The sequence below is a fragment of the Streptomyces sp. NPDC088732 genome (assembly GCF_044751205.1).
Taxonomy (GTDB): Bacteria; Actinomycetota; Actinomycetes; order Streptomycetales; family Streptomycetaceae; genus Actinacidiphila.
This window is the reverse complement of record NZ_JBIVLI010000016.1, coordinates 121,343-146,289: the sequence shown is the minus strand read 5'-3', so window position 1 is coordinate 146,289 and position 24,947 is coordinate 121,343. Positions and strand designations below refer to the sequence as shown.

Below are 24,947 nucleotides of genomic sequence, written 5' to 3'. Positions count from 1 at the left end.
ACGGGGGCCGTATCTGTGACGTCATACGGCCATGGCGGTATCCATCTCGATGATCCTGCTGCTGGCAGTCCTCACGCTGGTGCTCCTGCGCGCCAAGTCGCTGAAGATCTCCCACGCCCTGCTCTGCATGCTCCTCGGCTTCTGCCTCGCGAGTTCCAGCCTGGCCCCCACCATTCACTCCGGCCTCATCGCCACCACCGACGTCGTGGGCGACCTACGCCCCTGAGCCGCCGCTCTGTCGGACCGCTCCGGCACACTGCGCCGGTATGGACACCCGACAGTTCTGGCGGCTCATCGACGACGCCCGCGCCCGAGTCCCCGACCCCGCGGACCCCGAGGTGGTCGCCGCCCGCGCTTCCGGCCTGCTCGCGGAGCAGCCCCCGGAGCGGATCGTCGCCGTCCAGCAGGCCCTGTGGGACCTCATGGCGGCCTCCTACCGAGCGCCCCTGTGGGCCGCCGCTTATCTGATCAACGGCGGCTGCTCCGACGACGGCTTCGACTTCCGCGGCTGGCTGATCACCCAGGGCCGCGAGGTCTTCGGCCGCGCCGTCTCCGACCCCGACTCCCTCGCCGGCCTCCCCGCCGTCCGCGCCGCGTGTGCCGCTACCGGCCCGGACCTCGAGGGCGAGGCGACCCTCGGCATCGCCTGGGACGCCTACCGTGCGGCGACCGGTGAGGACCTCCCCGACGACGCGTTCACCATCCGCTACCCGGATCTCGACCCCGCCTGGCGCTTCGACTTCGGTGACACGGCCGAGGTGGCCCGCCACCTGCCCGCGCTGGCGGCGCTCTGACCACCTCGCGCGGGTGGCATCCTTGCAGCATGAACGACGCCGCTCCCACCCCCCGCCGTGCCCGTGTCCGTGCCCCCGAGCTGATCGGCAAGGGCGGCTGGCTGAATACCGGCGGGAAGCAGCTGAACCTCTCCGACCTGCGCGGATCCATTGTTCTTCTCGATTTTTGGACGTTCTGCTGCATTAACTGCCTGCACGTCCTGGACGAGCTGCGCGAGCTGGAGGAGAAGCACCGCGACACCGTCGTGATCGTCGGCGTGCACTCGCCGAAGTTCGTGCACGAGGCGGAGCACCAGGCGGTCGTGGACGCCGTGGAGCGGTACGGGGTGCACCACCCCGTGCTGGACGACCCCGAGCTGGCGACGTGGAAGCAGTACGCCGTGCGGGCCTGGCCCACGCTCACGGTGATCGACCCCGAGGGCTACATCGTCGCCCAGCACTCCGGGGAGGGCCACGCGCACGCGCTGGAGGCGCTGGTCACGGAGCTGGAGGAGGAGCACGCGGCGAAGGGCACGCTGCGGCGCGGGGACGGGCCGTACGTGCCGCCGGAGCCGGTGGCGACGCATCTGCGGTTCCCGGGGAAGGCGCTGCGGCTGCCGTCGGGGAATCTGCTGGTGTCGGACACCACGCGGCACCAGCTGGTGGAGCTCGCGCCGGACACCGAGACCGTGGTGCGCCGGATCGGGGAGCCGGGCGACTTCAACGAGCCGCAGGGCCTGGCGCTGCTGCCGGACGGCAGGGTGGTCGTCGCGGACACCGTGAACCACCGGCTGCGCGCGTTCGACCCGGCCAGTGGCGCCCTGGAGACGGTGGCCGGGACGGGCAGGCAGTGGTGGCAGGGGTCGGCGACGTCGGGTGCGGCGCTGGAGGTGGACCTGTCCTCGCCGTGGGACGTGGCCTGGTGGGACGGCAAGGTGTGGATCGCGATGGCCGGTGTCCACCAGCTGTGGACGTACGACCCGCAGGACGGCACGGTGCGGGTCGCGGCCGGTACGACCAATGAGGGCCTGGTGGACGGCGCGGCGGACGAGGCGTGGTTCGCGCAGCCGTCCGGACTGGCGGCGGCCGGGGACCGGCTGTGGGTCGCCGACTCCGAGACCAGCGCGCTGCGCTGGGTGGAGCGGGCGGAGAGCAATGACGGCGCCGGCGACGGCTACGCGGTGCGCACGGCCGTCGGCACGGGACTGTTCGACTTCGGCCACCGTGACGGCCCGGCGGAGCAGGCGCTGCTCCAGCACCCGCTGGGTGTGACGGCGCTGCCCGACGGCTCGGTCGCGGTCAGCGACACGTACAACCACGCCCTGCGCCGGTTCGACCCGGCCTCGGGCGAGGTGACCACGCTGGCGACCGATCTGCGCGAGCCCTCCGGGGCCGTGCTGGACGGCGACGAGGTGGTGGTCGTGGAGTCGGCGCAGCACCGCCTGACGCGGCTGCGGCTGCCGGAGGAGGCCGTGCGGGTGGAGGCCGCGGCGCACCGTACGCAGCGTCCCGCCACGGAGGTGGCGCCGGGGGCGCTGCGGCTGGACGTGGTGTTCTCCGCGCCGGCCGGCCAGAAGCTGGACGAGCGCTACGGGCCGTCGACCCGGCTGCTGGTGAGCTCGACGCCGCCCGGGCTGCTGCTGGAGGGCGAGGGGAAGGGAACGGACCTGTTCCGGGACCTCGTGCTCAACGCCGAGGTGCCGGAGGGGGTGTTGCACGTGTCGGCGATGGCCGCCTCGTGCGACGACGACCCGGACAACGAGTTCCCGGCCTGCCATGTGCACCAGCAGGACTGGGGTGTCCCCGTGCGGCTGAGCGGCGACGGGGACACCCGTCTGGCCCTGGTGCTGGCGGGCATGGACGCCTGAGGCGCCGTCATGCCGGTCAGATGCGCGGGTAGTGGCGGTCCCGTTCCTCGATGACCGGCATCGGCTCCACGACGCGGCGCCGCCGGAAGATGCTGACGTACGCGGCCACGCCGATGACGCCGACCGCCATCATGATGAGGCCGACCAGGTCCAGGTTGACCCCGGCCATGTGCCAGTCGGTCGCGAAGGTGAGGATGGCCCCCACCGCGATCAGGCCGATGCAACCGCCGATGCCCATGATGTCCGCCTCCGAACTGGTTTGGCTCCAGGAGCTGTAGAGCTTCGCCTACCCGGGGGCGGACATCTCATGACCGCGGCGTGCGGTCAGTCCCCGAGGAAGGACTTGAGCGCGCTCGCGAGCAGGAACGGGTCGTCGGCGCCGCACAGTTCGCGTGCGGAGTGCATCGACAGGATCGGCACGCCGATGTCCACGGTCGCGATGCCGTGCCGGGCCGCGGTGATGGGGCCGATGGTCGTGCCGCAGGGCAGGGCGTTGTTGGACACGAAGAACTGCCACGGCACCCCCGCGCGGTCGCAGGCGGCGGCGAAGACGCCGCGGCCGGTGCCGTCGGTGGCGTAGCGCTGGTTGACGTTGACCTTGAGGATCGGACCGCCGTTGGGCATCGGCCGGTGCGTCGGGTCGTGCTTCTCGGTGTAGTTGGGGTGGACGGCGTGGCCGGTGTCGGCGGAGACGCACACCGTGCCGGCGAAGGCCCGCGCCCGGTCCTCGTAGCCGCCGCCGCGGGCGAAGACGGACCGCTCCAGGACGGTGCCGAGCAGCGGGCCGCCGGCGCCGGTGTCGGACTCGCTGCCGGTCTCCTCGTGGTCGAAGGCGGCCAGCACCGGGATGTACGGCAGGCCGGGCCCGGCGGCCGCGGCCAGGGCGGCGGTGCCGGCGTGGACGGAGAGCAGGTTGTCCAGCCGGCCGGCGGCCAGGAACTCGCGGTCGCGGCCGAGGTAGGCGGGCGGCTGGACGTCGTGGGTCATCAGGTCCCAGCCGACGATGTCGGCGGCGGCGACGCCGGTCTCCTCGGCGAGGAAGGCCATCAGCGCGCCCTCGTCGGGCTCGCCGAGGCCCCAGACCGGCTGCATGTGCCGCTGCTTGTCGAGCTTGAGCCCGCTCTCGTTGACGCCGCGGTCCAGGTGGACGGCGAGCTGCGGCACCCGCAGCAGTGCGCGGTCGATGTGGACCAGGGGCGTGCTGCCGTCGCGGAGCACCAGGCGGCCGGACAGCCCGAGGTCGCGGTCGAGCCAGGTGTTGAGCAGGGCGCCGCCGTAGATCTCCACGGCGATCTGGCGCCAGCCCAGGGCGCCGGAGTCGGGCCGGGGCTTGACGCGCAGGTTGGTGGAGTCGGTGTGCGCCCCGACGATCCGGAAGGGGGTCGCGGGGTCCGCGCCCTCGGGCACGTACCAGGCGACGATCGCCCCGCCCCTCAGCACGTACCTGCCGCCGGCCTCGGCGTTCCAGGCCTCGGTCTCGGAGACCTGGCGGAAGCCCGCCTTCTCCAGGCGCTCGGCGGCACTGGCGACCGCGTGGTACGGCGACGGGCTGGCCGCGATGAAGGCGGCGAGGTCATCGGTGTGGCTGCGGTCGAAGTGGGGCTGAGGGTTCATGGTTCAAGGATAGGGACGCACGGCGGCCCGCTCCTCGTCGCAGGAGCGGGCTGCCGTAGCCGCTGTCGGTCCCGGCCGGAACCGGTCAAACCATGATCAGAAGGCCTCTTCGGGCAGGTCCATCACGTCGAGGGTGACGCTCTCGGCGGCGGAGCGCGCCACGGAGACCTGCGGCAGGATCTCGGCGGCGAAGTGCCGGGCCGCCGCGATCTTGCCGGTGTAGAAGGGGACGTCCTTGGCGGAGGCGCCGGCGGCCAGCTTCCCGGCCGCCACCGCGGCGCCCTTGAGCAGCAGGTAGCCGACGACCACGTCGCCCGAGGCGAGCAGCAGGCGGGTGGTGTTGAGGCCGACCTTGTAGATGGACTTGACGTCCTTCTCGGTGGCGGCGAGGTCGGTCAGCATCTGGCCGACGATCGCCTCCAGGTCCACGGCGGCCTTGGCGAGGTGCTCGCGGGCGGCCGCCAGTTCCTGGCCGCCGGTGCCCTCGGCGAGGAACTTCTTGATCTCCTCGGAGAGGGTGGTCAGGGCCGCGCCCTGGTTGCGGACGATCTTCCGGAAGAAGTAGTCCTGGCCCTGGATCGCCGTGGTGCCCTCGTAGAGGGTGTCGATCTTGGCGTCGCGGATGTACTGCTCGATCGGGTACTCCTGCAGGAAGCCGGAGCCGCCGAAGATCTGCAGGGACTGCGCCAGCTGCTCGTAGCCCTTCTCGGAGCCGTAGCCCTTGACGATGGGCAGCAGAAGGTCGTTGAACGCCTCCAGCTCCGCGGTGTCCTCGCCGGTGACCTCGGCCGCGGCGATCGCGTCCTGGATGGAGGCGGTGAACAGCACCAGGGCGCGCATGCCCTCGGCGTAGGCCTTCTGCGTCAGCAGGGAGCGGCGCACGTCGGGGTGGTGGGTGATGGTGACCTTGGGGGCGGCCTTGTCCATGAACTGCGCCAGGTCGGGGCCCTGCACGCGCTCCTTGGCGTACTCCAGGGCGTTGAGGTAGCCGGTGGAGAGCGTGGAGATCGCCTTCGTGCCGACCATCATGCGGGCGAACTCGATGATGCGGAACATCTGGCGGATGCCGTCGTGCTTGTCGCCGATCAGCCAGCCCTTGGCGGGGTGCTTGTCGCCGAAGGTCATCTCGCAGGTGTTGGACGCCTTGAGGCCCATCTTGTGCTCGACGTTGGTGGCGTAGACGCCGTTGCGCTCGCCCAGCTCGCCGGTCTCGAAGTCGAAGAGGTACTTCGGGACGAGGAAGAGGGACAGGCCCTTGGTGCCGGCGCCGGCGCCCTCGGGGCGGGCGAGGACGTAGTGGAGGATGTTCTCCTCCATGTCGTGCTCACCGGAAGTGATGAAGCGCTTGACGCCCTCGATGTGCCAGGTGCCGTCCTCCTGGGGGACGGCCTTGGCGCGGCCGGCGCCGACGTCCGAGCCGGCGTCCGGCTCGGTGAGGACCATGGTGGAGCCCCAGGTCTTCTCGACGGCGATCGCGGCGATCTTCTTCTGGACCTCGTTGCCCTCCTCGAAGAGGATGCGGGCGAAGGCCGGGCCGGAGGAGTACATCCACAGGGCCGGGTTCGCGCCGAGGACCAGTTCCGCGTACGACCAGATCAGGGACGGCGGGGCGGTGGTGCCGCCGATCTCCTCGGGCAGGCCCAGCCGCCAGTACTCGGCGGCCATGAAGGCCTTGTAGCTCTTCTTGAAGGTGTCCGGGACCGGCGCCGTGTTCGTCTTGGGGTCGAAGACCGGCGGGGTGCGGTCGGCGTCGGCGAAGGAGTCGGCCAGCTCGTTCTCCGCGAGGCGCGTGATCTCACCGAGGATGTCCCTGGCGGTCTCGACGTCCATCTCGGCGAACGGGCCGGTGCCGTAGATCGTGTCGCGCCCGAGGACCTCGAAGAGGTTGAACTCGATGTCGCGAAGGTTTGACTTGTAGTGGCCCATGGCGACGGCTCCGTCGGGGATCGGTCGGACGGCGGGATGCTCGCAGTCCTCGCAGCTTTATCACTTACCAGTCGGTAATGATGCTACCCGTCGGTAATAAAAACAACCCCTATCCGGCCGGATGTGACGCGGGCCCTTCGACTTCTGGAGGAACACCCCCGTCGCGGCGCCTCAGTTCGTCCACGGCTCCAAAGGCCGCGGCCGCGATCGGCACCGCCAGCAGCATCCCGAGGATGCCGGCCAGGCTCGCCCCCGCGGTGATCGCGAGCAGCACCACGGCCGGGTGCATGTGGACGGTGCGGCTCTGGATCGTCGGCTGCAGCACGTGCCCCTCCAGCACCTGCACGGCCAGCACGACGCCCAGCGCCCACAGCGCCACCAGCCACCCCCGGTCCGCCAGCGCCACCAGGACCGCCACCGCGCCGGAGATGAACGCCCCCAGATACGGAATGTACGCCCCGACGAAGACGAGCGCGCCCAGTCCCACCGCCCCGGGAACCCGCAGGATCAGCAGCCCGACGGTGATGCACACGGCGTCGATCAGCGCGATCAGCGTCGTCCCCCGCATGAAGCCCTGCACCGCGGCGAACGTGCGATGGGCGATCCGCTCCAGCAGCGGGCCGATGCCGTGCGGGGCCAGCTCGCGCAGCAGGACCGGGAAGCGGCCGCCGTCGCGCAGGAAGAAGAAGGTCAGCAGCAGCGCCAGCACCGCGGTCGCGATGATCTGGCCCACGATGCTGATGCCCGACACCACCCCGGAGGCCGCCTTGGCGCCGTACTTGGTGACGAAGGACTTCAGGCTGTCCACGGTGTCGTCCAGGGTGGGCCCCGACAGGCCCAGCTCCGGCATCACCTTGTGCGCGACGTCCTTCAGCGCGGCCACGATCTGGTCCCCGGAGTGCATGAGGCTCTGCACCACGATGAACGCCGCGCCCGCGCCGAACACCAGCAGGGCCGCGCACGTCAGCGCCGCGGCCAGCGACCGCTGCACCCGCGCCGCCCGCAGCCACCGGTACAGCGGACCCAGCAGGGCGCTGCCCAGCAGGGCCAGCAGGACCGGCGTCACGACCGCCGCGAAGGTGACGACGAGCCAGACCACCAGCGCGCCCACTCCGGCGAGGAGCAGCACGACGGCGCACCACGCGCCCGTCCGTCGCGCGGCGGCCGGCAGGAGGGGCGCGTCCACCCGCCCACCGGATCACGGCCCCGCGATGTCCGCATGCCGGGCACGGCGAACGGGTGGCGCCACGCGGTCGGATACGCTATTGACGGTCCGTAGAGGAAATCCTCACCCACAGTAGCGACTTGGGAGCAGCCGGCAATGGCTCGACACCTCATCACCAGCGCCCTTCCGTACATCAACGGGATCAAGCACCTGGGCAACATGGTGGGGTCCATGCTCCCGGCCGACGTCTACTCCCGTTATCTGCGCCAGCGCGGCCACGAGGTCCTCTACATCTGCGCCACCGACGAGCACGGCACCCCGGCCGAGCTCGCCGCGCAGGAGGCGGGCCTGCCGGTCGCCGAGTTCTGCGCCCAGCAGCACGACGCGCAGAAGGCGGTCTACGACGGCTTCGCGCTCTCCTTCGACTACTTCGGCCGCAGCTCCTCGCAGCAGAACCGGGAGATCACCCAGGCCATCGCCCGGGAGCTCAAGGAGAACGGCTTCATCGAGGAGCGCGCCATCCGCCAGGTCTACTCCCTGGACGACGAGCGCTTCCTGCCCGACCGCTACATCGTCGGCACCTGCCCGCACTGCGGCTACGACAAGGCGCGCGGCGACCAGTGCGAGAACTGCACCCGCGTCCTGGACCCGACCGACCTCATCGAGCCGCGCTCCGCGATCAGCGGCAGCAGCCGGCTGGAGGTCCGCGAGACCAAGCACCTGTTCCTGCTCCAGTCCGAGCTCTCCCACGAGGTCGAGGCCTGGGTCGACGAGCACGGCAAGGACTGGCCGACGCTCGCCTCCTCCATCGCCCGCAAGTGGCTGACCGAGGGCCTCCAGGACCGCGCGATCACCCGCGACCTGGACTGGGGCGTGCCGGTGCCGGCCGACACCTGGCCGGACCTGGCGGCCGAGGGCAAGGTCTTCTACGTCTGGTTCGACGCGCCGATCGAGTACATCGGCGCCACCAAGGAGTGGTCGGACGCCGCCGGCGAGGACGGGACCCGCGACTGGCGCTCCTGGTGGTACGACGTCGACACCGACGTCCGCTACACCGAGTTCATGGCCAAGGACAACGTCCCCTTCCACACCGTGATGTTCCCGGCGACGCTGCTGGGCACCCGCGACAAGTGGAAGAAGGTCGACTACGTCAAGGCCTTCAACTGGCTGACCTACTACGGCGGCAAGTTCTCCACCTCGCAGCGCCGCGGCATCTTCACCGACGCCGCCCTGGAGATCCTGCCCGCCGACTACTGGCGGTACTTCCTCATCGCCAACGCGCCGGAGTCCGACGACACGTCCTTCACCTGGGAGCACTTCGCCGCCTCCGTCAACAAGGACCTCGCCGACACCCTCGGCAATTTCGTCAACCGCGTGCTGTCCTTCTCCCGCAAGCGCTTCGGCGACGAGGTGCCCGCGGGCTCCGCGGCGGGCGAGGCCGAGCAGCGCCTCGGCGCGCAGATCGCCGAACTCCTCGCCGAGTACGAGCGGCACATGGAGGACCTCCAGTTCCGCAAGGCCGCGCAGGCGCTGCGCGCCCTGTGGAGCGCCGGCAACTCCTACCTGGAGGAGAAGGCGCCCTGGCTGGAGATCAAGACAGATCCGGACGGCGCCGCCCTCACCCTGCGCACCGCCATGAACCTCATCCACCTGTACGCGGTGGTCTCCGAGCCCTTCATCCCGGCCTCCGCCGCCGCCATGCGCGGCGCGTTCGCGCTGGCGGACGACACCGCGGTCTGGGTCACCGCCGACGAGGCCCGCGCACTGTCCGCGGTCCCGGCGGGCACCGCCTTCACCGTCCCGCCGGTGCTCTTCGCCAAGATCACCGACGAGGACCTCGACGCCTACCGCGAGCGCTTCGGCGGCCAGCCGGAAGCCGCCTGATGAGCGCGCCGGCGCCCGCCCCGGGCAAGACCCCCAAGTCCCCGTTCCTGCTCCTGCTGTCGGTCGGCCTGACACTGGCGCTGCTGGTCGCGGCCGTCATCGTCACCGTCTCGCTGACGGGCGGGCACGACGCCCGCACGGGCGCCGCCCCGGACGCGGGCGGCGCCTGCCGCGGCAGCAACGTCACCCTCCACACGGTCTCCCAGCGTTTCCGGCTGAAGCTGCCGGACGACGCGAAGGACCTGCACTACCTGGCGCACTCCGGCGGCCTGTCCGGGGAGTACGACCTGGAGATGCGCTTCCGCACCACGGCGTCCGGCCTCCAGCACTTCCTCGCCGGCTCCGGCCTGCCGAAGCTCAGCGGCAACGTGGACGTCCTGCGCACCGGAGTGCCCGAGGCCGACCCCTGCCGCCAGGACGCCGAGGGCCTGCGCCACGCCAGCTACGCCGGCGACCAGGTCGCCGGTGGCGCCGACCACGGCGCCTACGTCCGCGGCGTCGCCGTCGACGACTCCGACCGCGCCCGCCCGGTCGTCGCCCTCATCGCCATGGACACCTGACCCCTCGGGGCCGTCGTCCCATGGGGCGTGCATGCACACATGCATGCACCCGTGCGACACTCTCCCCATGGTTGCTCTTCAGATCCGCGATGTGCCCGAGGACCTGCGTGACCGACTTGCGGCCATAGCGGAGGAACGAGGGCAGTCGCTTCAGGCGTACCTGCTCGACCTCGTCCGCGACGAGGTGCGGCGCAGGGACAACCTGGCCGTCCTCGAGCGGTTCTCGAGGTCCACGTACGGCACGCGGCTTTCCGGAAGCGACGTCACGGACGCGTTGCGTACGGCGCGGGCGGAACGGGACGCGGAGCTCGGAGTGCCGGGCGGCGACGAGTGATCGTCGTCGATGCGTCCGTCTTCGCCTTCTCCCTCCTGGACGACGGCGCGACCGGTGGGCGTTGCCGGAGCGCCCTGGCGGCGGACGACCGCTGGATCGCGCCGCAGCACTGGACGATCGAGGTCATGTCCGTGATCCGCGGCAATCTGCTCGGCGGCAAGATCACGGCCGACCATGCCGCGGACGCGGTGGAGGCACTCCGCGAGCTCGACCCCGTTGTCCCGTTGACCCGGGTTCTGCTGCCCCGTGTGTGGGAACTCCGGGGCGACCTCACCGCGTACGACGCGGCGTACGTGGCCGCCGCGGAGGTGTACGGCTGCCCGCTGCTCACCACCGACGGACGGATGGCCCGGGCCGCCGGGATCCGCTGCGCGGTCGAGGTCGTCGGCTGACCGGTGCGGTGCGGGCCGTCGGACGCCCGAAACGCCGAGGGGCCCGGAACCAACAGGTTCCGGGCCCCTCGGCGTCGATGCGTGCGGCGGGCCGTCAGGCCTTCTTCTCGGGCTTCACGGGGGGTAGCCGCAGCGCGAGGTGCAGCTCGCGCAGCCGGGCCTCGTCGACCTCGCTCGGGGCGCCCATCAGCAGGTCCTGGGCGTTCTGGTTGAGCGGGAAGGCGATGGTCTCGCGGATGTTGGGCTCGTCCGCGAGCAGCATGACCATGCGGTCGACGCCCGGGGCGATGCCGCCGTGCGGCGGGGCGCCGAAGTGGAAGGCGCGGAGCATGCCGCCGAACTCGTGCTCGACGGTCTCACGGGTGTAGCCGGCGATCTCGAACGCCTTGTACATGACGTCCGGTTCGTGGTTCCGGATGGCGCCGGAGGAGAGCTCGACGCCGTTGCAGACGATGTCGTACTGCCACGCAAGGATGTCCAGCGGGTCCTTGGTCTGCAGCGCCTCCAGGCCGCCCTGCGGCATGGAGAACGGGTTGTGGGAGAACTCGATCTGGCCGGTGTCCTCGTTCTTCTCGAACATCGGGAAGTCGACGATCCAGCAGAAGCGGAACACGTCCTCCTCGAACTGCCCGGCCCGCTTGGCGGCCTCGACGCGGACCGCGCTCATGATCTTGGAGACCTCGTCGAACTCGCCGGCGCCGAAGAAGACCGCGTGGCCCGGCTTGGCGTCGACGGCGGCGAGCAGTGCCTTGACGTCGTCCTCGGTGAGGAACTTGGCGATCGGGCCGGTGAGGGAGAGGTCGTCGCCGACCCGCACCCAGGCCAGGCCCTTGGCGCCCTGCTCGACGGCGTAGTCGCCGAGGCCGTCGAAGAACTTGCGCGGCTGGTCGGCGGTGTCCGGCACCGGGAGGGCGCGGACGTGCTTGCCGGCGAAGGCCTTGAAGCCGGAGTCGGCGAACAGGTCGGAGACGTCGACCAGTTCGAGCTTGGCGCGCAGGTCGGGCTTGTCGTTGCCGTACTTCACCATCGACTCGCGGAACGGGATCCGCGGGAACGGCGAGGTGACGTGGCGGCCGCCGCCGAACTCCTCGAAGAGGTCGGTCATGACCTTCTCGATGACGCCGAAGACGTCCTCCTGCTCGACGAAGCTCATCTCGACGTCGAGCTGGTAGAACTCGCCGGGCGAGCGGTCGGCGCGGCTGTCCTCGTCGCGGAAGCAGGGCGCGATCTGGAAGTAGCGGTCGAAGCCCGCGATCATCAGCAGCTGCTTGAACTGCTGCGGGGCCTGCGGGAGCGCGTAGAACTTGCCGGCGTGCACGCGGGAGGGCACCAGGAAGTCGCGCGCGCCCTCGGGGGAGGTCGCCGACAGGATCGGGGTGGCCAGCTCGTTGAAGCCGAGCGCGGTCATCTCGCGGCGCAGGAAGCTGATGACCTGGGTGCGCAGCATGATGTTGCGGTGCATGCGGGCGCGGCGCAGGTCGAGGAAGCGGTTGGTGAGCCGCATCTCCTCGTTGGCGTTGTCCTCGGGGAAGACCGGGAACGGCAGCTGGTCGGCGGCGCCGAGCACCTCCAGCTCGGTGACCTCGACCTCGACCTCGCCGGTGGGCAGATCGGGGTTGACGTTCTCCGCGGTACGGGCGAGCACGCGGCCGTCGACGCGGAGCACGGACTCCTTCGACTGGTGGCTCAGGGCCTCGTACGCGGGCGAGCCCGGTCGGGCGACGAGCTGGACCACGCCGTAGTGGTCACGGAGATCGACGAAGAGGATGCCGCCCAGATCCCGGCGATTGTGCAGCCATCCACTGAGGCGCACTTCCGCGTCTACGTCGGTGGCTCGCAGCTCACCGCAGGTGTGGGACCGGTACCGATGCATCGTTCGTCCAAGTCGTCTGAGTGCGGGGATGAGGCGCACCCAGTCTACGGGCCCGTGCACCCGCGACCCCATTCGTATCAAGGGTGCAAACAAACTTAAAATATGACAATGCTGCCTATGTGCATCGAGGACGTGCTGTCCGCGCTCGGCATCGGCGTATGGCGCTGGGACCTCACCAGCGACCTGGTGGAGCTCGACGCGGTCGGCGCGGGACTGATCGGGCTGGCACCCCGGCCGCAGAAGGTGCGCTCGGGGACGGTCCGCGCCTGCTACGACGCCTGCGACTACGTGGACATGTCGGCGGCGGTGGCCCTGGCGACGGCCGAGGGCACGCCGTCCGAGTCCCTGCTGCGGGTGGTCGGCCCGGACGGGAGCGTGGTGCGCACGGTCGCGCTGCGGACCCGCGGCGTGCACTCCGCCGGCGGGCTGCCGGCGGAGATGGTCGGCACCCTGCACGAGGTGCCCGCGGTACCCGGGGCGCCCCCGGGCGGGGTGAGCACCGCCGTGCGGGAGCCCGCCGACCGGCGGCGGGCCCGCGAGGCCTTCCTCCTGGACGCGGGCCGCGCGCTGGCCGAGGCCGACAGCACGCAGGAGGTGCTGCGGGTCGCCGCCCACCTGTCGATGCCCGGCTTCTCGCCGGACGGGCTGGCGGTCTTCTGCGTACGGGGCGACCATCTGTCGGTCATCGGGCACCACGGGCAGCAGCCCGGCACCGAGACGCCCTTCGTGGAGATGCCGCTGACCACCGACTACCCGGCGGCGGTGGCCGCCCGCACCGGCCAGGCGGTCTACCTGCCGAGCCCCGAGGCGTACGCGGCGGACTTCCCGGCGACCTGGCCGCTGGTGCGGGGCTTCGGCCGGCGCTCCTGGGCCTATCTGCCGCTGGTCGTCGCCGGGCGGTCGATCGGCGCGTGGATGGCCGCCTTCCGCGAGCCCGTCGCCTTCACCCCCGACGAGCGCTCGGTGCTGACCACCGTCGCGCGGATGCTCGCCCAGGCGCTGTCGCGGGCGCAGGTGCACGAGTCGGAGCGCGAGCTCTCCGACGGCCTGCGGCACACGATGCTGCCCACGCGCCGTCCGCACATCGACGGCATGACCGTGACCACGCGCTATGTGCCCACCGGCGGCGGACTGCAGGTCGGCGGCGACTGGTACGACGTGATCGACCTGCCCTCCGGGCGCACCGCGCTGGTCATCGGCGACGTGCAGGGCCACGACGTCCGGGCGGCCGGGCTGATGGGCCAGCTGCGGATCGCGCTGCGGGCGTACGCGGCGGAGGGGCACGGTCCCGACGCGGTGGTGTCGCGCACCTCGCGTTTCCTGGCCGGGCTGACCGGCTGCTCGCGCACCGAGGACGACCGCTTCGCGACGTGCGTGTACATGGAGGTCGACCCGGTGCGCGGCACGCTGGACGTGGTGCGGGCCGGGCACCTGGACCCGGCGGTCCGGCTGCGGGACGGCACCGTGCTGACGCGCCGGACGGCCGGCGGTCTGCCACTGGGCATCGCCCCGGACTCGGACTACCCGACCACCCGCTTCACCCTGGAGCCCGGCGAGACCGTGCTGATCTGCACCGACGGGCTGATCGAGACCGGCGGCCACGACCTGGACAGCGGCTGGGAGCGGCTGCGCCCCGTGCTGGAGTCCGGCCCCGCCGACGATCTGGAGGCGCTGGCCGACGCGATGGTCGGCGCGGTCCACGGGCCCGCCTCCCACCACACGACCGGCCCGCTCGCCGACCGCCGCCAGGACGACATCGCGCTGCTGCTCCTGCGCCGCACCGCCGGTGCGCCGGTCTGCGAGGTGCCGCTGCGCCGCAGTGTGCTCACCGTCTCCCAGACCGACCCCCGGGAGGTCGCGGCGGCCCGCGAGGAGGTCCGCGCGCTCCTGCACGACTGGACGTGTGCCGAGCAGGTCGACGCGGCGGTGCTGCTGGTCTCGGAACTGACCTCCAACGTGCTGCTGCACACGGACGAGGACGCCGCCCTCTCCGCCCAGCTGCGGGGGATGCCGGGCGGCCGGCGGCGGCTGCGGGTGGACGTGCGGGACCGCTGCGACGAGATGCCGCACCTGCGCACGCCCGGGGAGACGGCCTCGTCCGGGCGCGGGTTGCTGCTCGTCCAGGGCCTGGCGGACGCCTGGGGCGTGGATCCGCTGGGTGACGGGAAGTCGATCTGGTTCGAGCTGTACGAGGCGCCCACAGCGCCCACAGCGGGCTAGCGGCCCGATACGCTTGCCCCCGTGTACGGCTACGACCAGAACGCGATGGCGGGTGCCGCGCCCCCGATGGGCGGGGCGCCCATGGGTGGTGCGCCGATGGGCGGGGGGTACCCCGAACCGTCGCCGCCGTCGCTCGCGGACGCGGTGCGCGCGTTCACGACCGGCTCGATGTCGGCCGAGGACTTCCAGGCGGTCTTCGCCACCTCCAAGGTGTACTGCCCGCGCGGTGACAACCCGGGCTTCCTGGCGCTGCACGACACGCAGCAGCCGGTGATCCCGATGTTCTCCTCGCTCAAGCAGCTGCGCCGGTACGCGGGCAAGGAGTCCAAGTACTTCGTCATCACCGGTGCCGAGGTGCTGGACCTGCTGCCGACCGGCTACGGCTTCGTGCTGGACATGGAGGGCGAGCACCGGATGGTGTTCGACGCCAAGGCCGTGGAGCAGATGGTGGAGTTCACGATGCGCCGGATGTACGGCTGACACCTGCGACACCTGTGACACCTGGCCGCCGCCCTCGTGGGGGGCGGTAACCGGACAAACACCCTGGGAATGCTTGCGGGATGTTGCGGGTTCAACTATGTTGAACGTTGAACTAACCGAGGAGGATCCGGACCATGCCCGCAGTGACCGTCGAGAACCCGTTGACCCTGCCGCGTGTCACCGCTCCGGCGGGCGCGAACGCGCGTCGCGCGCTGCAGGTGACGACCGCCCCGAGCGGCTTCGAGGGCGAGGGCTTCCCGGTGCGCCGGGCCTTCGCCGGGATCGACTACAAGAACCTCGACCCGTTCATCATGATGGACCAGATGGGCGAGGTGGAGTACGCGCCGGGCGAGCCCAAGGGCACCCCCTGGCACCCGCACCGCGGCTTCGAGACCGTCACGTACATCATGGACGGCGCCTTCATCCACCAGGACTCGCACGGCGGCGGCGGCACCATCAGCGACGGTGACACCCAGTGGATGACGGCGGGCAGCGGCCTGCTGCACATCGAGACCCCGCCGGAGTCGCTGGTCATGAGCGGCGGTCTCTTCCACGGTCTGCAGCTGTGGGTGAACCTGCCGGCCAAGGACAAGATGATCGCGCCGAAGTACCAGGACATCCGCGGCGGCAACGTCAAGATGCTGGCCTCCGAGGACGGCGGCGCCCTCATCCGGATCATCGCGGGCGACATCGACGGCCACCAGGGCCCGGGCGCCACGCACACCCCGATCACCATGCTGCACGTGTCGGTGAACCCCGGTGCCCGGGTGACGCTGCCCTGGCGCGCGGACTTCAACGCCCTGGCGTACGGCCTGGCCGGCCGTGGCACCGCGGGCCCGGAGAACCGGCCGTTCCGAATGGGGCAGGCCGTGGTCTTCGGACGCGGTGACTCGCTCACCATCGCCGCCGACGAGACCCAGGAATCGCGCAGCCCCAACTTCGAGGTCGTGCTTCTCGGCGGCCTGCCGATCCGCGAGCCGATGATGCAGTACGGCCCGTTCGTGATGAACACCCACGCCGAACTCGCCCAGGCCTTCGAGGACTTCCAGGCGGGCCGGCTCGGCAGGATCCCCGCCGGTCAGGAGTGATCCGGCGCCGTCGCGGCGGCATTTTGCATAACGCGGCCCCGGCCGGGAATCCGATTCCCGTCCGGGGCCGTCGCATACGGTGGGGACAGTTCCGCGCGGCGGGTCGTTGCGGTCTTCGTTGGCTGGTGCATTCACCCTGAGTGACTGCACGTGCACTTGCACGTGCAGATGCACGTGACTTCGATCTCTGGCTATCATCTCCCCTGTCCTGCACGGTACTTAATCTGGAGAGAAGCATGCGCCACACGTACAACGGCATGGCCGCGTCCGATCTCTCCGGAGTGGTGTGGCAGAAGAGCCGGCACAGCAATGCCAACGGACAGTGCGTGGAACTGGCGGCGCTGCCGGGCGGTGGCGTGGCCGTCCGCAATTCACGTTTTCCGGACGGACCGGCGCTGATATACACGAAGGAAGAGATCGAATCCCTCATTCTCGGGATGAAGAACGGGGAGTTCGATCACTTTGTGGCGAACTGACCGCAGACGTCACTTAAAGTGACGCCGCGTCGGCATCCTCCGGCTCCGGCAGTGCGAACAGCGCCCAGACGACCTTGCCGGCCCCGCTCAGCGGGTGCCAGCCCCAGGTCTCGCTGAAGGACTCCACCAGGTGGAGCCCCCGGCCGGACTCCGCGACGAAGTCCGGCGCCTTGGTGACGGGCCCGTGACTGCTGGGATCGCGGACCGCGCAGACTACGCGCGTTGACCACCGCACCAGGCTGAGCCGGACGCACCCCTCCGTGGGCTCCTCGGGCAGCGCGTAGCGCAGGGCGTTGGTGACCAGTTCCGAGGCGACGAGTTCCACGCCGTCCTGAAGTGCGTCCAGATTCCATGAGCGCAGGGTGGACCGGGTGAACCGGCGCGCGTCACCGACCGCCTCATAGCGCGGCGGAAGCGGGCATGAGGTGGCGCTCGACGACGAAAGCCGCTCGGGGGCCAGCCCATTCCATAACGGCTGCAGTCCCGTCGAGCTATCGGTCCACATGCGCACCACCCGGTATCGGCACGTACGTCATCGTCCCGTACGGCCGCTGGACGATGCAAGGGGCGGATGCACGTGCATTTGCATGCTGCGATACAGGTGGGGCGGAAGTGACGATCGAGAGTGACCGATCGCGTACTCAACGCAGTGCAAAGGTGGCACACTGCTGGATGCCACGGGGAGAAGGTAGGCGGAGATGACCACAGTTCAGTCGGGAAGCGGATCCATGGTGCGCCGCATCCTCCTGGGCTCGCAGCTGCGCAGGCTGCGCGAATCCAAGGGCATCACCCGTGAGGCCGCCGGCTGGTCCATCCGTGCGTCCGAGTCGAAGATCAGCCGGATGGAGCTCGGGCGCGTGAGCTTCAAGGAGCGCGACGTGGCCGATCTGCTCACGCTCTACGGGATCTCCGACGACGCCGAGCGCTCCACGCTGCTCGGGCTGGTCCGCGAGGCCAACATCGCCGGCTGGTGGCACGGCTTCGGCGACGTCCTGCCCTCCTGGTTCCAGACGTACGTGGGCCTGGAGGAGTCGGCCGCACGCATCCGCAGCTTCGAGAGCCAGTTCGTGCACGGCCTGCTCCAGGCCGACGAGTACAGCCGCGCCGTCATCGAGCTGGGCCGTCCGGGGGCGCCGGCCGAGGAGATCGAGCGCCGGCTGGACCTGCGGCACAAGCGGCAGAAGCTGCTCACCAGTGAGAACGCCCCGGCAATCGTCGCGGTGATGGACGAGGCGGTGGTGCGGCGCAGTTTCGGGGGCGCCGAGGTCATGCGCGCCCAGTTGCGGCATCTCGTGGAGGTGTCCCACCAGCCGAATGTCACGGTGCAGCTGCTGCCGCTGGAGTTCACCGGCTATTCGGCGGGCGCGAGCGGCACCTTCACGCAGCTGACTTTCCCGGAATCGGATGTCTCCGATGTCGTCTATGTCGAGCAATTGACCGGTGCCATGTACATCGACAAGCGGGACGAAGTGGACCAGTACCACGTCGTGATGGAGAAGCTGTGCTCGGACAGCCTCTCGCCGCAGGCCACACGGGACCGGCTGAACGGCATCCTCCACGCGATGTGACCGCCCCGCGGTTTCCCCGAACGAGCGGGTATTTCACGGGTTTTCTTGCATTTCACCCGATCGAGTGAAGTGATCCTTGACATGCCGATCAGTTCATCGGCCCGGTGATCTCATGCTCCGGTGGACCGGTACCTGCGCACCTACGAACGCAACGGGTGCCTCGTGGTGGAACTCAGCGGGGAGATCGACGTCGAGGCGGCGGTGGCGATCACCCCGGTCCTCGACGAGCTCACCCAGGCTCCCGGCCCGTCCCTGGTGATCGACCTCGGCCGGGTCCGCTTCATCGACTGCTCGGGGATCTCGGTGCTGTGCCGGGCCCGCCGGCGCGTCCTCTCCCACGGCGGGGCCGTCCAGCTCGTCTGCGCCCGCCCCATGACGTTGCGCATCCTGCGCGCCACCGGGCTCATGAGCGCCTTCCGGCCGGTCGCGGACCTCGACGCGGCGCTGGCGCGCCTGCGCACCGACCCGCAGGGCCCGCCGGAGAGCGCCCCCGGTCCCGCGGTCTAGTCGGCGCAGATCGCCGTGACGAACTCGGCGACGCGCTCCTTCTCCAGGTGGCGGGCGATGTCCGCCTCGCTGATCATGCCGATCAGCCGGTGCGCGGGGTGGTCGATGACCGGGAGCCGGCGGACCCTGGCCTCCTCCATCACTTCGAGGATCCGGTCCACCTCCTCGTCGCCCTCGATGATCTCCGGCCGTCCCTGGGCGAGTTCGCCGCAGGTCACCTCGGACGGGTCGCGCCCCTCCGCGACGCACTTCAGCACGATGTCCCGGTCGGTGACGATGCCGACCAGGACGTCGTCGTCCCCGCAGATCGGCAGGGCACCGACCCCCTGCTCGCTCATGATCCGGGCCGCGTCGGCCAGGTTCTCGCGCTCACCGATGCACATGGCGCCGGGATGCATGATGTCCAGGGCCGTGGTCATGACGGCGCCTCCTCCATGGCGTAAGTCGCCTCTTCCTTGCGTCCATCGTCACCCTGGTGGAGCAGTTCCGCGAGAGGGCGCACCCTGGAAGGGACACCGGGGACCGCAGGAGGTGCACGTCATGCAGACCCTCGTCGGATGGCACATCGAGATGGACTTCCATGAGGAAGGGGCCAGGACCAAGGCCGCGGCGCTGCTCCGCCTCCCGGACGGCACGGAGGTCAGGTCGCACGGCCACGCCAACCGCCATCCCGCCGACCCCTCCCAGGACCGGGTCGGCGAGGAACTCGCCGCCGCGCGGGCGCTGAACGATCTGGCCCGGCAGCTGCTGGGGAAGGCGGCGCACGAGATCGAGGAGGTCACCCACATCTCGGCGCACCCGCGGATCTGACCGCGGACCCGGCCGCCGGCCGGTCGGCCACGGCCCGTCAGAGCCAGTCGCGCCGCTTGAACACCAGGTAGAGGCTGACGCAGACCACGCCCATCAGCACGATCGCGAAGGGGTAGCCGAGCAGCCAGTGCAGCTCGGGCATGTGGTCGAAGTTCATGCCGTAGATCGTGCCGACGAGCGTGGGCGCGAACAGGATGGCGGCCCATGAGGAGATCCTCTTGATCTCCTCGTTCTGCGCGAAGCCCGCTTCCGCCAGCGCCCGCATCTCGGCGTTCTGCTGCTGGGCGACGAGCGTGGCGTTGAGCGTCAGCAGGTCGCCGAGCGCCTGGCGGAAGCCGTCGACGCGCTCGATGGTGTGGGTGACGTGGTCGGCGACGTCGCGCAGGTAGCGCTGGAGCTCCTCGCCGGTGCCGTACTTCTCGAAGCCCGCCTGGAGCCCCTCCAGCATCGGGGTGAGCGGCCGGGTGGCGCGCTGGAACTCCAGCACCTCCTGGGAGAGCTCGTAGATCCGGCGGGAGACCTGCGGGTCCCCGCCGAAGACCTGGATCTCGCTCTCCTCCATGTCCTTCTCGACACCCGCCACGACCGGCGCGTAACCGTCGACGACCGTGTCGAGTATCGCGTAGAGCACGGCCTCGGGGCCGAGCGTGAGCAGCTCGGGGTTGCTCTCCATGCGGCGGCGCACCGCGGACAGGTCGGGCGCCGAGCCGTGCCGCACGGTCAGTACGAAGCCGGGGCCGACGAAGATGTGCAGCTCCGCGAAGTCGACCTCCTCGGGGAGGTCCAGATAGCGCGCCGCGCGCAGCACGACGAACAGGGTGTCCCCGTACCGCTCCAGCTTGGGGCGCTGGTGGGCCTGGATGGCGTCCTCCAGCGCGAGCGGGTGCAGGTCGAACTCCTTGGCCAGCGAGACCAGCTCGGCCTCGGTCGGCCGGAACAGCCCGATCCACGCCATCGCGCCCGGTTCGGCGCGCAGTTGCGCGTACGCCTCGGCGAGGGAGGACGGGGTCGCGATGCGGCGGCCGCCGCGGTAGAGGCCGGCGTCCATGACGCTGCTGACCGCCACCCCGCCGGCGTCGGGCGACTCGGGCTCCAGGGACACGTGCTCCGCGCCGGAGGGCGGCGCGGGCTGCGGCGTGGGACGGGCGTGCTTGGCCGCCCTCGCCCTCGCCCGCTCCTTCGCCGAGTTCCTCAGCGCGCGCAGGGTCCGCAGACGACGTCCTGACACGGGCCACACCCCCTCTCAAGGGACACTTGTGCAGCCTAGCCGCGAAGTTTCGCGATCCGCCGGGTGCGGGGCGGCTGGGCGAGCAGCGGGAAACGGGCGGCCATCGGGCCGAGCCGGTCCCGGTCGGTGTCGCTCAGGGGCGCCCGCCCGGTGGCGGCGCGTGCGTACCGCGTGTCGTCCCAGTCCGCCGGCACCCGGCGGCCGAGGAGGCCGTCGAGCGTGCGGCGCACCTCACCGTGGCCCGCCGCCGAAGGACCCGGAGTGCCGGTCAGGCCCACCACGAGGTCGAGGTGATGGATCGTCGCCTCCACGGCCGGCCTGCGCATCACATCGCCGGCGCTGAGCACGTGGCCCTGGGGCGCGACGGGTGCACGGGCGCTCGCGCGCCGGGCGGCGTGCGTCACCGCCGCCGCGGTCCCCGGATACAGGTCGCGCAGCTGGTCGACGCGGAGGAACAGGCCGGCGGAGACCCTGACGAATCCCCGGGTGCCGATCGCGTCCACCGCGCCGTCCCGCCGAAGGCCCTGCCAAGAGGTGACGGCATCCCGGTCCGGCGGGCGCCCGGCAGGTGTGTGCAGGGCGACCGGACCGCGCTGCGCGTCCTCGAGGCAGTGGAGGAGCAGGTCGCGCACCGACCATCCGGCACAGCCGGTCGGCAGCCACGACAGCTGGTTGTCCATCGTCGCGACCGCGGCGCTGAAGGCGCCGTAGGCCGCGTCCAGCACCTCGGCAGGAGGGGGCGGGCAACCGTCCGTGCCGGTGTCGTCGGACATGCGGCCACCCTGGCAACGGGGCGCCCCCGGGCACAAGGCCGCGGCCGTCCGGGACGCGCCGGCGCCCGTCTGCCACGCAGGACACCGGGCCGCACGCCGGGAGGGGCCGAACGGGTGACGACCGTCCCGGCGACGTATCGGCACCCGTGCGCGCCTCGTTGGACAGTTCCCATCCGTGATCACTGATTGGAACCACGCTCGTGAACCGTATCGCCAAGGCCGCCGCTCTCACCGCCGCTGCGAGTGCCGCCGTCGTCGGCAGCGCCGGTGGCGCCCTCGCTCTCGACGGCCACGGGCACGGCGGCTCCCACGCCCAGGGCAAGGCCATCGGCTCCCCCGGTGTCATCAGCGGCAACGTCATCCAGGTGCCGGTGAACATCCCGGTCAACGTGTGCGGCAACTCCGTCAACCTCATCCTGTCCCTGGTCAACCCGACCCTGGGCAACGTCTGCATCAACCGCTGAACCCGGCGGGCCGGCGCCGGGGACCCGGCGCCGGCCCGATCGTGGACACCGCGGTCCTACGGCGGCCTCCGGGCCGCCGTTCGCATGTCCGCCCGCGCCCCGCCGCGGCCGCCGTTCGAACGGCGGTCCGCACGCGGCGGGCGGCGACGGGGGCCCGCGAGTAACCTGAGTCGCGGGGGCCGCGGCAGCCGATCACCAGGGACGCGACGGACCCGACTCCGGCGCCTTCGCCGCGGGCCTGCTCCTCATCGTCCTTCCCGTCCTTCCCGATGTCCGTGATCCCATGGGCGGTCCTCGCCGAGTGGGAAGAACGGTGGACGGAGCGTAACGTTGCGGGCGGATACGGAGTGGCTGGCCATGGGGACACCCGAGGAACACGCGGTCGCCGGCGTGGCGGATGCCGTCACGCTGGTGCTCGATGCCCGGGGCCTCGTACTGGCCTGGCCGCCGGCCGCGTGTCGGCTGCTCGGACGCGCCGCCGACGAGGTCGTGGGCCGGCCCGCGCAGGATCTGCTGGCCCCGCAGGACACGACGCGGCTCCCGGAGATCCGTTCGCGCTGCCGTTCCGAGGGCGGCTGGACCGGGGCGCTGCGGCTGCTGCACGCGGACGGCTCCGTGCGGACGCTCGGTGTACGCGTGGCGGCCCTGCCCGCGGAGGCCACCGGTTCCGGGGCCCGCTGGCTGGTGCTGGCCGCGGACTCCTCGCTCACGGCGCGCTCGGACGCCTCCGGGCTGACCACGACGATGCTGGAGCGGATCGTCGGCCAGACGCCGATCGGGCTGGCGGTGGTCGACACCGAGCTGCGCTGCGTGTGGTCGAACGCGGCACTGGAGCGGTTCGGCGGCGGCCCCGCCCAGGAGCGGATCGGGCGGCGGCTCGCGGAGATCCAGCCCGGTCTGAACGCCACGGTGCTGGAGGCGCAGATGCGCCAGGTCCTGGAGACCGGCGTGCCGGTGATCGACTACGAGCACGTGGGCCGCTTTCGTACCGCCCCGCGCCGGGAGCAGGCGCACTCGATGTCCTTCGTCCGCCTGGAGGACGAGCGCGGTGTCCCGGTCGGGGTCTGCTACTCCGTGATCGACATCAGCGAGCGCTGGCGGGCCCGCCAGCGGCTGTCGCTGCTGGACCGCGCGAGCGAGCAGATCGGCCGCACGCTGGACGTCATGCACACCGCGCAGGACCTGGCGGACGTGGTGGTGCCGGACCTGGCCGACTACGTGACCGTGGAGCTGCTGGAGTCGGTCATCAAGGGCGCCGAGCCGCAGCCCGGCCCGATCGACGACCCGCTCACCACGACGCTGCGCCGCGCGGGCATGCGGGCGGCCCGGCAGGGCGAGCCGGAACCGGCCTTCGGCTTCGGGGCGGTCACCGCCTACCTGCCGGACTCACCGCCGATCCGGGCGCTGACCGACGGCCGGTCGTGGTTCACGCCCCGGCTCGACCCGCTGGGGCTGGAGTGGTCCGCGGGCGTGCCCGGGGGCCGGGCGCGGCGGTTCGGCGAACTCGGCCTGCACACCGCCATGGTGGTGCCGATCCGCGCCCGGGGGGTCACCCTCGGCGTGACCCTGTTCTTCCGGGTCCGCAGGGCCGAGCCCTTCGACGCGGAGGACCTGCGGCTGGCCGAGGAGGTGATGGCGCGCGCCGCCGTGTGCGTGGACAACGCCCGCCGCTACACGCGCGAGCGGGATGCCGCGCTGGTGCTCCAGCGCAGTCTGCTGCCGCACGTCTTCCCCCCGCAGGACGCCGTGGACGTGGCCACCTACTACCGTCCGGCCGACGAGCTGTCGGGGGTGGGCGGGGACTGGTTCGACGTCGTCCCGCTGTCCGGCGCCCGGGTCGCCCTGGTGGTCGGCGAGGTGGTCGGCCACGGTATCGACGCGGCGGCCACCATGGGGCAGTTGCGCACGGCGGTGCGGACGCTGGCCGATCTCGACCTGCCGCCCGAGGAGTTGATGGCGCACCTGGACGACCTGGTGGTGCAGGTGGCCAGGGAGCAGCGCGACGCCCTGCCGGCGGGCGGGGACGCCGGGGTGCTCGGGTCGAGCTGCCTGTACGTGACGTACGACCCGGTGAGCCGGCAGTGCGCCATGGCCAGTGCCGGGCATCTGCCGCCCGCGGTGCTGTCGCCGGGACGTGACGCGGTGCTCTTTCCGGACGTGCCGATCGGGCCCTCGCTGGGTCTGGGCGGACTGCCCTTCGAATCCGCGGAGTTGACGCTCGAGGAGGGCAGCGTGCTGGCCCTCTACACCGACGGCCTGCTCGCCTCCCCGGGCAATCCGAACGCCATGACCTTGCAGGACACCGGGCGCGACCGGCTGCGCGCGGCGCTGGAGGGCGGCGACCTCCCGCTGGACGGCCTGTGCCGCAGCGTCGTCGACGAACTCGCCCCGACACGGCCGACGGACGACGTGGCGCTGCTGCTGGCCAGGACGCACAGTCTCGACGCGGGCCGCGTCGCCTCCTGGGAGCTGGCCAGCGACCCGGCCGTGGTGGGCCGGGCCCGTGAGATGTCCACCCGGCAGCTCGACCAGTGGGGGCTGCCCGGTCTCGCGTTCACGACCGAACTCGTGGTGAGCGAGCTGGTCACCAACGCGATCCGGCACGCCTCCGGTCCCATCCGGCTGCGGCTGATCCTGCAACGGGCGCTGATCTGCGAGGTCTCGGACTCCAGCAGCACCTCGCCGCACCTGCGGCATCCCCGCACCCTGGACGAGGGCGGCCGGGGGCTCTTCCTGATCTCCCAGTTCGCCCAGCGCTGGGGGACCCGCTACACGGGCGAGGGGAAGATCATCTGGGCCGAGCAGTTCCTGGACGGCCAGGGTCCGGGCACCGGTGCCGGTACCGACGCGGGCGGGATCCCGCTGCACGAACGGGTCTGACCGACTCCATTTCCGATGGTCCAGACCTATTGACCGGCTGGTCCAGACCTTTCTACGCTCTGCG

The 24,947-nt window shown here is 71.3% G+C and carries 25 protein-coding genes; 16 read left to right on the top strand and 9 right to left on the bottom strand.

Annotated features, from left to right (window positions below; all coding sequences use genetic code 11):
- Positions 1–31: 31 nt before the first annotated feature.
- Genes ACIP9H_RS26435 through ACIP9H_RS26425 form a run of 3 tightly spaced genes read left to right on the top strand, consistent with a single transcriptional unit; the run spans position 32 to position 2,641 of the window.
- A complete protein-coding gene (locus ACIP9H_RS26435; protein WP_360904741.1) occupies positions 32–226 on the top strand; it encodes a hypothetical protein in 195 nt (64 codons plus the stop codon).
- 40 nt (positions 227–266) lie between these two features.
- Positions 267–794 (top strand): DUF4240 domain-containing protein, encoded by a 528-nt coding sequence (locus ACIP9H_RS26430; RefSeq protein WP_401588496.1) that lies wholly within the window; start codon positions 267–269, stop codon positions 792–794.
- 29 nt (positions 795–823) lie between these two features.
- Entirely contained in the window at positions 824–2,641 is a 1,818-nt protein-coding gene (locus tag ACIP9H_RS26425; RefSeq protein ID WP_401588498.1) for an NHL domain-containing thioredoxin family protein, read from the top strand.
- 16 nt (positions 2,642–2,657) lie between these two features.
- Here ACIP9H_RS26425 and ACIP9H_RS26420 read toward each other — a convergent pair whose 3' ends face one another.
- The 4 genes from ACIP9H_RS26420 to ACIP9H_RS26405 form a co-directional block, all read right to left on the bottom strand.
- Positions 2,658–2,879 (bottom strand): hypothetical protein, encoded by a 222-nt coding sequence (locus tag ACIP9H_RS26420; RefSeq protein WP_401588501.1) that lies wholly within the window; start codon positions 2,877–2,879, stop codon positions 2,658–2,660.
- 86 nt (positions 2,880–2,965) lie between these two features.
- Positions 2,966–4,255 (bottom strand): M18 family aminopeptidase, encoded by a 1,290-nt coding sequence (locus tag ACIP9H_RS26415; RefSeq protein WP_401588504.1) that lies wholly within the window; start codon positions 4,253–4,255, stop codon positions 2,966–2,968.
- 96 nt (positions 4,256–4,351) lie between these two features.
- Positions 4,352–6,181, bottom strand: coding sequence for an acyl-CoA dehydrogenase (locus ACIP9H_RS26410; RefSeq protein WP_401588507.1), 1,830 nt, complete (start codon positions 6,179–6,181; stop codon positions 4,352–4,354).
- Positions 6,182–6,290: 109 nt separating this feature from the next.
- Positions 6,291–7,367, bottom strand: a complete 1,077-nt coding sequence (locus ACIP9H_RS26405) for an AI-2E family transporter (protein WP_401588509.1) — start codon at positions 7,365–7,367, stop codon at positions 6,291–6,293.
- Between the two features lie 135 nt (positions 7,368–7,502).
- On the opposite strand from ACIP9H_RS26405, the gene metG reads away from it, so the two are divergent.
- The 4 genes from metG to ACIP9H_RS26385 all read left to right on the top strand — a co-directional run bounded on the left by metG (position 7,503) and on the right by ACIP9H_RS26385 (position 10,516).
- Positions 7,503–9,230 (top strand): methionine--tRNA ligase, encoded by a 1,728-nt coding sequence (gene metG, locus ACIP9H_RS26400; RefSeq protein ID WP_401588512.1) that lies wholly within the window; start codon positions 7,503–7,505, stop codon positions 9,228–9,230.
- On the top strand, positions 9,230–9,790 hold the full coding sequence (locus ACIP9H_RS26395) for a hypothetical protein (protein WP_401961151.1): 561 nt from the start codon (positions 9,230–9,232) through the stop codon (positions 9,788–9,790). Before metG ends, ACIP9H_RS26395 begins: the two co-directional genes overlap by 1 nt.
- A 67-nt stretch (positions 9,791–9,857) precedes the next feature.
- Positions 9,858–10,124: a hypothetical protein gene (locus tag ACIP9H_RS26390; protein WP_401588517.1), complete on the top strand. Its 267-nt coding sequence runs from the start codon at positions 9,858–9,860 to the stop codon at positions 10,122–10,124.
- The gene (locus ACIP9H_RS26385) at positions 10,121–10,516 is read left to right on the top strand and encodes a type II toxin-antitoxin system VapC family toxin (protein ID WP_401588520.1); all 396 of its coding nucleotides are present in this window, start codon (positions 10,121–10,123) and stop codon (positions 10,514–10,516) included. The genes ACIP9H_RS26390 and ACIP9H_RS26385 overlap by 4 nt, the downstream gene beginning before the upstream one ends.
- 94 nt (positions 10,517–10,610) lie before the next feature.
- Here the strand turns inward: ACIP9H_RS26385 and aspS are convergent, their stop codons facing one another.
- On the bottom strand, positions 10,611–12,389 hold the full coding sequence (gene aspS, locus ACIP9H_RS26380) for an aspartate--tRNA ligase (protein WP_401588522.1): 1,779 nt from the start codon (positions 12,387–12,389) through the stop codon (positions 10,611–10,613).
- A 117-nt stretch (positions 12,390–12,506) separates the two neighbouring features.
- Between aspS and ACIP9H_RS26375 the strand changes: the two genes are divergently transcribed.
- From ACIP9H_RS26375 to ACIP9H_RS26360, 4 genes are all read left to right on the top strand, one after another.
- On the top strand, positions 12,507–14,609 hold the full coding sequence (locus tag ACIP9H_RS26375) for a SpoIIE family protein phosphatase (RefSeq protein WP_401588871.1): 2,103 nt from the start codon (positions 12,507–12,509) through the stop codon (positions 14,607–14,609).
- A 21-nt stretch (positions 14,610–14,630) separates the two neighbouring features.
- The gene (locus ACIP9H_RS26370) at positions 14,631–15,089 is read left to right on the top strand and encodes an SseB family protein (protein ID WP_401588525.1); all 459 of its coding nucleotides are present in this window, start codon (positions 14,631–14,633) and stop codon (positions 15,087–15,089) included.
- Between the two features lie 134 nt (positions 15,090–15,223).
- Positions 15,224–16,177, top strand: a complete 954-nt coding sequence (locus ACIP9H_RS26365) for a pirin family protein (protein ID WP_401588528.1) — start codon at positions 15,224–15,226, stop codon at positions 16,175–16,177.
- A gap of 236 nt (positions 16,178–16,413) precedes the next feature.
- Positions 16,414–16,653: a DUF397 domain-containing protein gene (locus ACIP9H_RS26360; RefSeq protein ID WP_360904782.1), complete on the top strand. Its 240-nt coding sequence runs from the start codon at positions 16,414–16,416 to the stop codon at positions 16,651–16,653.
- Between the two features lie 13 nt (positions 16,654–16,666).
- On the opposite strand, the gene ACIP9H_RS26355 is transcribed toward ACIP9H_RS26360, so the two are convergent.
- Positions 16,667–17,158: an ATP-binding protein gene (locus tag ACIP9H_RS26355; RefSeq protein WP_401588531.1), complete on the bottom strand. Its 492-nt coding sequence runs from the start codon at positions 17,156–17,158 to the stop codon at positions 16,667–16,669.
- Positions 17,159–17,351: 193 nt separating this feature from the next.
- On the opposite strand from ACIP9H_RS26355, the gene ACIP9H_RS26350 reads away from it, so the two are divergent.
- Together ACIP9H_RS26350 and ACIP9H_RS26345 are read left to right on the top strand one after the other, a co-directional pair.
- Positions 17,352–18,221, top strand: coding sequence for a helix-turn-helix domain-containing protein (locus ACIP9H_RS26350; protein WP_401588534.1), 870 nt, complete (start codon positions 17,352–17,354; stop codon positions 18,219–18,221).
- Between the two features lie 120 nt (positions 18,222–18,341).
- Positions 18,342–18,728: an STAS domain-containing protein gene (locus ACIP9H_RS26345; RefSeq protein WP_401588537.1), complete on the top strand. Its 387-nt coding sequence runs from the start codon at positions 18,342–18,344 to the stop codon at positions 18,726–18,728.
- Here ACIP9H_RS26345 and ACIP9H_RS26340 read toward each other — a convergent pair.
- A complete protein-coding gene (locus ACIP9H_RS26340; RefSeq protein ID WP_401588539.1) occupies positions 18,725–19,147 on the bottom strand; it encodes a CBS domain-containing protein in 423 nt (140 codons plus the stop codon). The two genes, ACIP9H_RS26345 and ACIP9H_RS26340, sit on opposite strands and share 4 nt — an antisense overlap.
- Positions 19,148–19,268: 121 nt before the next feature.
- Here ACIP9H_RS26340 and ACIP9H_RS26335 point away from each other — a divergent pair, with 121 nt between their 5' ends.
- The gene (locus ACIP9H_RS26335) at positions 19,269–19,538 is read left to right on the top strand and encodes a DUF1876 domain-containing protein (RefSeq protein WP_360904798.1); all 270 of its coding nucleotides are present in this window, start codon (positions 19,269–19,271) and stop codon (positions 19,536–19,538) included.
- A gap of 37 nt (positions 19,539–19,575) precedes the next feature.
- Here ACIP9H_RS26335 and ACIP9H_RS26330 read toward each other — a convergent pair whose 3' ends face one another.
- Both ACIP9H_RS26330 and ACIP9H_RS26325 read right to left on the bottom strand, forming a co-directional pair.
- Positions 19,576–20,766: a magnesium and cobalt transport protein CorA gene (locus ACIP9H_RS26330; protein WP_401588543.1), complete on the bottom strand. Its 1,191-nt coding sequence runs from the start codon at positions 20,764–20,766 to the stop codon at positions 19,576–19,578.
- A 35-nt stretch (positions 20,767–20,801) separates the two neighbouring features.
- Complete coding sequence (locus tag ACIP9H_RS26325; RefSeq protein WP_401588546.1) at positions 20,802–21,539, bottom strand: maleylpyruvate isomerase N-terminal domain-containing protein; 738 nt, start codon at positions 21,537–21,539, stop codon at positions 20,802–20,804.
- Positions 21,540–21,739: 200 nt separating this feature from the next.
- Between ACIP9H_RS26325 and ACIP9H_RS26320 the strand changes: the two genes are divergently transcribed.
- The gene (locus tag ACIP9H_RS26320) at positions 21,740–22,003 is read left to right on the top strand and encodes a chaplin (RefSeq protein WP_360904804.1); all 264 of its coding nucleotides are present in this window, start codon (positions 21,740–21,742) and stop codon (positions 22,001–22,003) included.
- Positions 22,004–22,360: 357 nt separating this feature from the next.
- Positions 22,361–24,883: a SpoIIE family protein phosphatase gene (locus tag ACIP9H_RS26315; RefSeq protein ID WP_401588550.1), complete on the top strand. Its 2,523-nt coding sequence runs from the start codon at positions 22,361–22,363 to the stop codon at positions 24,881–24,883.
- Positions 24,884–24,947 lie beyond the last annotated feature (64 nt).

What these genes read in the sequence shown, in the direction of transcription:
- ACIP9H_RS26350 (WP_401588534.1), top strand. Translation starts at nt 17,352, where the DNA reads ATGACCACAGTTCAGTCGGGAAGCGGATCCATGGTGCGCCGCATCCTC.
- ACIP9H_RS26415 (WP_401588504.1), bottom strand. Translation starts at nt 4,255, where the DNA reads ATGAACCCTCAGCCCCACTTCGACCGCAGCCACACCGATGACCTCGCC.
- ACIP9H_RS26435 (WP_360904741.1), top strand. Translation starts at nt 32, where the DNA reads ATGGCGGTATCCATCTCGATGATCCTGCTGCTGGCAGTCCTCACGCTG.
- ACIP9H_RS26325 (WP_401588546.1), bottom strand. Translation starts at nt 21,539, where the DNA reads ATGTCCGACGACACCGGCACGGACGGTTGCCCGCCCCCTCCTGCCGAG.
- ACIP9H_RS26375 (WP_401588871.1), top strand. Translation starts at nt 12,507, where the DNA reads ATGTGCATCGAGGACGTGCTGTCCGCGCTCGGCATCGGCGTATGGCGC.
- ACIP9H_RS26365 (WP_401588528.1), top strand. Translation starts at nt 15,224, where the DNA reads ATGCCCGCAGTGACCGTCGAGAACCCGTTGACCCTGCCGCGTGTCACC.
- aspS (WP_401588522.1), bottom strand. Translation starts at nt 12,389, where the DNA reads ATGCATCGGTACCGGTCCCACACCTGCGGTGAGCTGCGAGCCACCGAC.
- ACIP9H_RS26425 (WP_401588498.1), top strand. Translation starts at nt 824, where the DNA reads ATGAACGACGCCGCTCCCACCCCCCGCCGTGCCCGTGTCCGTGCCCCC.
- ACIP9H_RS26395 (WP_401961151.1), top strand. Translation starts at nt 9,230, where the DNA reads ATGAGCGCGCCGGCGCCCGCCCCGGGCAAGACCCCCAAGTCCCCGTTC.
- ACIP9H_RS26355 (WP_401588531.1), bottom strand. Translation starts at nt 17,158, where the DNA reads ATGTGGACCGATAGCTCGACGGGACTGCAGCCGTTATGGAATGGGCTG.
- ACIP9H_RS26430 (WP_401588496.1), top strand. Translation starts at nt 267, where the DNA reads ATGGACACCCGACAGTTCTGGCGGCTCATCGACGACGCCCGCGCCCGA.
- ACIP9H_RS26360 (WP_360904782.1), top strand. Translation starts at nt 16,414, where the DNA reads ATGCGCCACACGTACAACGGCATGGCCGCGTCCGATCTCTCCGGAGTG.
- ACIP9H_RS26420 (WP_401588501.1), bottom strand. Translation starts at nt 2,879, where the DNA reads ATGGGCATCGGCGGTTGCATCGGCCTGATCGCGGTGGGGGCCATCCTC.
- metG (WP_401588512.1), top strand. Translation starts at nt 7,503, where the DNA reads ATGGCTCGACACCTCATCACCAGCGCCCTTCCGTACATCAACGGGATC.
- ACIP9H_RS26340 (WP_401588539.1), bottom strand. Translation starts at nt 19,147, where the DNA reads ATGACCACGGCCCTGGACATCATGCATCCCGGCGCCATGTGCATCGGT.
- ACIP9H_RS26335 (WP_360904798.1), top strand. Translation starts at nt 19,269, where the DNA reads ATGCAGACCCTCGTCGGATGGCACATCGAGATGGACTTCCATGAGGAA.
- ACIP9H_RS26390 (WP_401588517.1), top strand. Translation starts at nt 9,858, where the DNA reads ATGGTTGCTCTTCAGATCCGCGATGTGCCCGAGGACCTGCGTGACCGA.
- ACIP9H_RS26315 (WP_401588550.1), top strand. Translation starts at nt 22,361, where the DNA reads ATGGGGACACCCGAGGAACACGCGGTCGCCGGCGTGGCGGATGCCGTC.
- ACIP9H_RS26410 (WP_401588507.1), bottom strand. Translation starts at nt 6,181, where the DNA reads ATGGGCCACTACAAGTCAAACCTTCGCGACATCGAGTTCAACCTCTTC.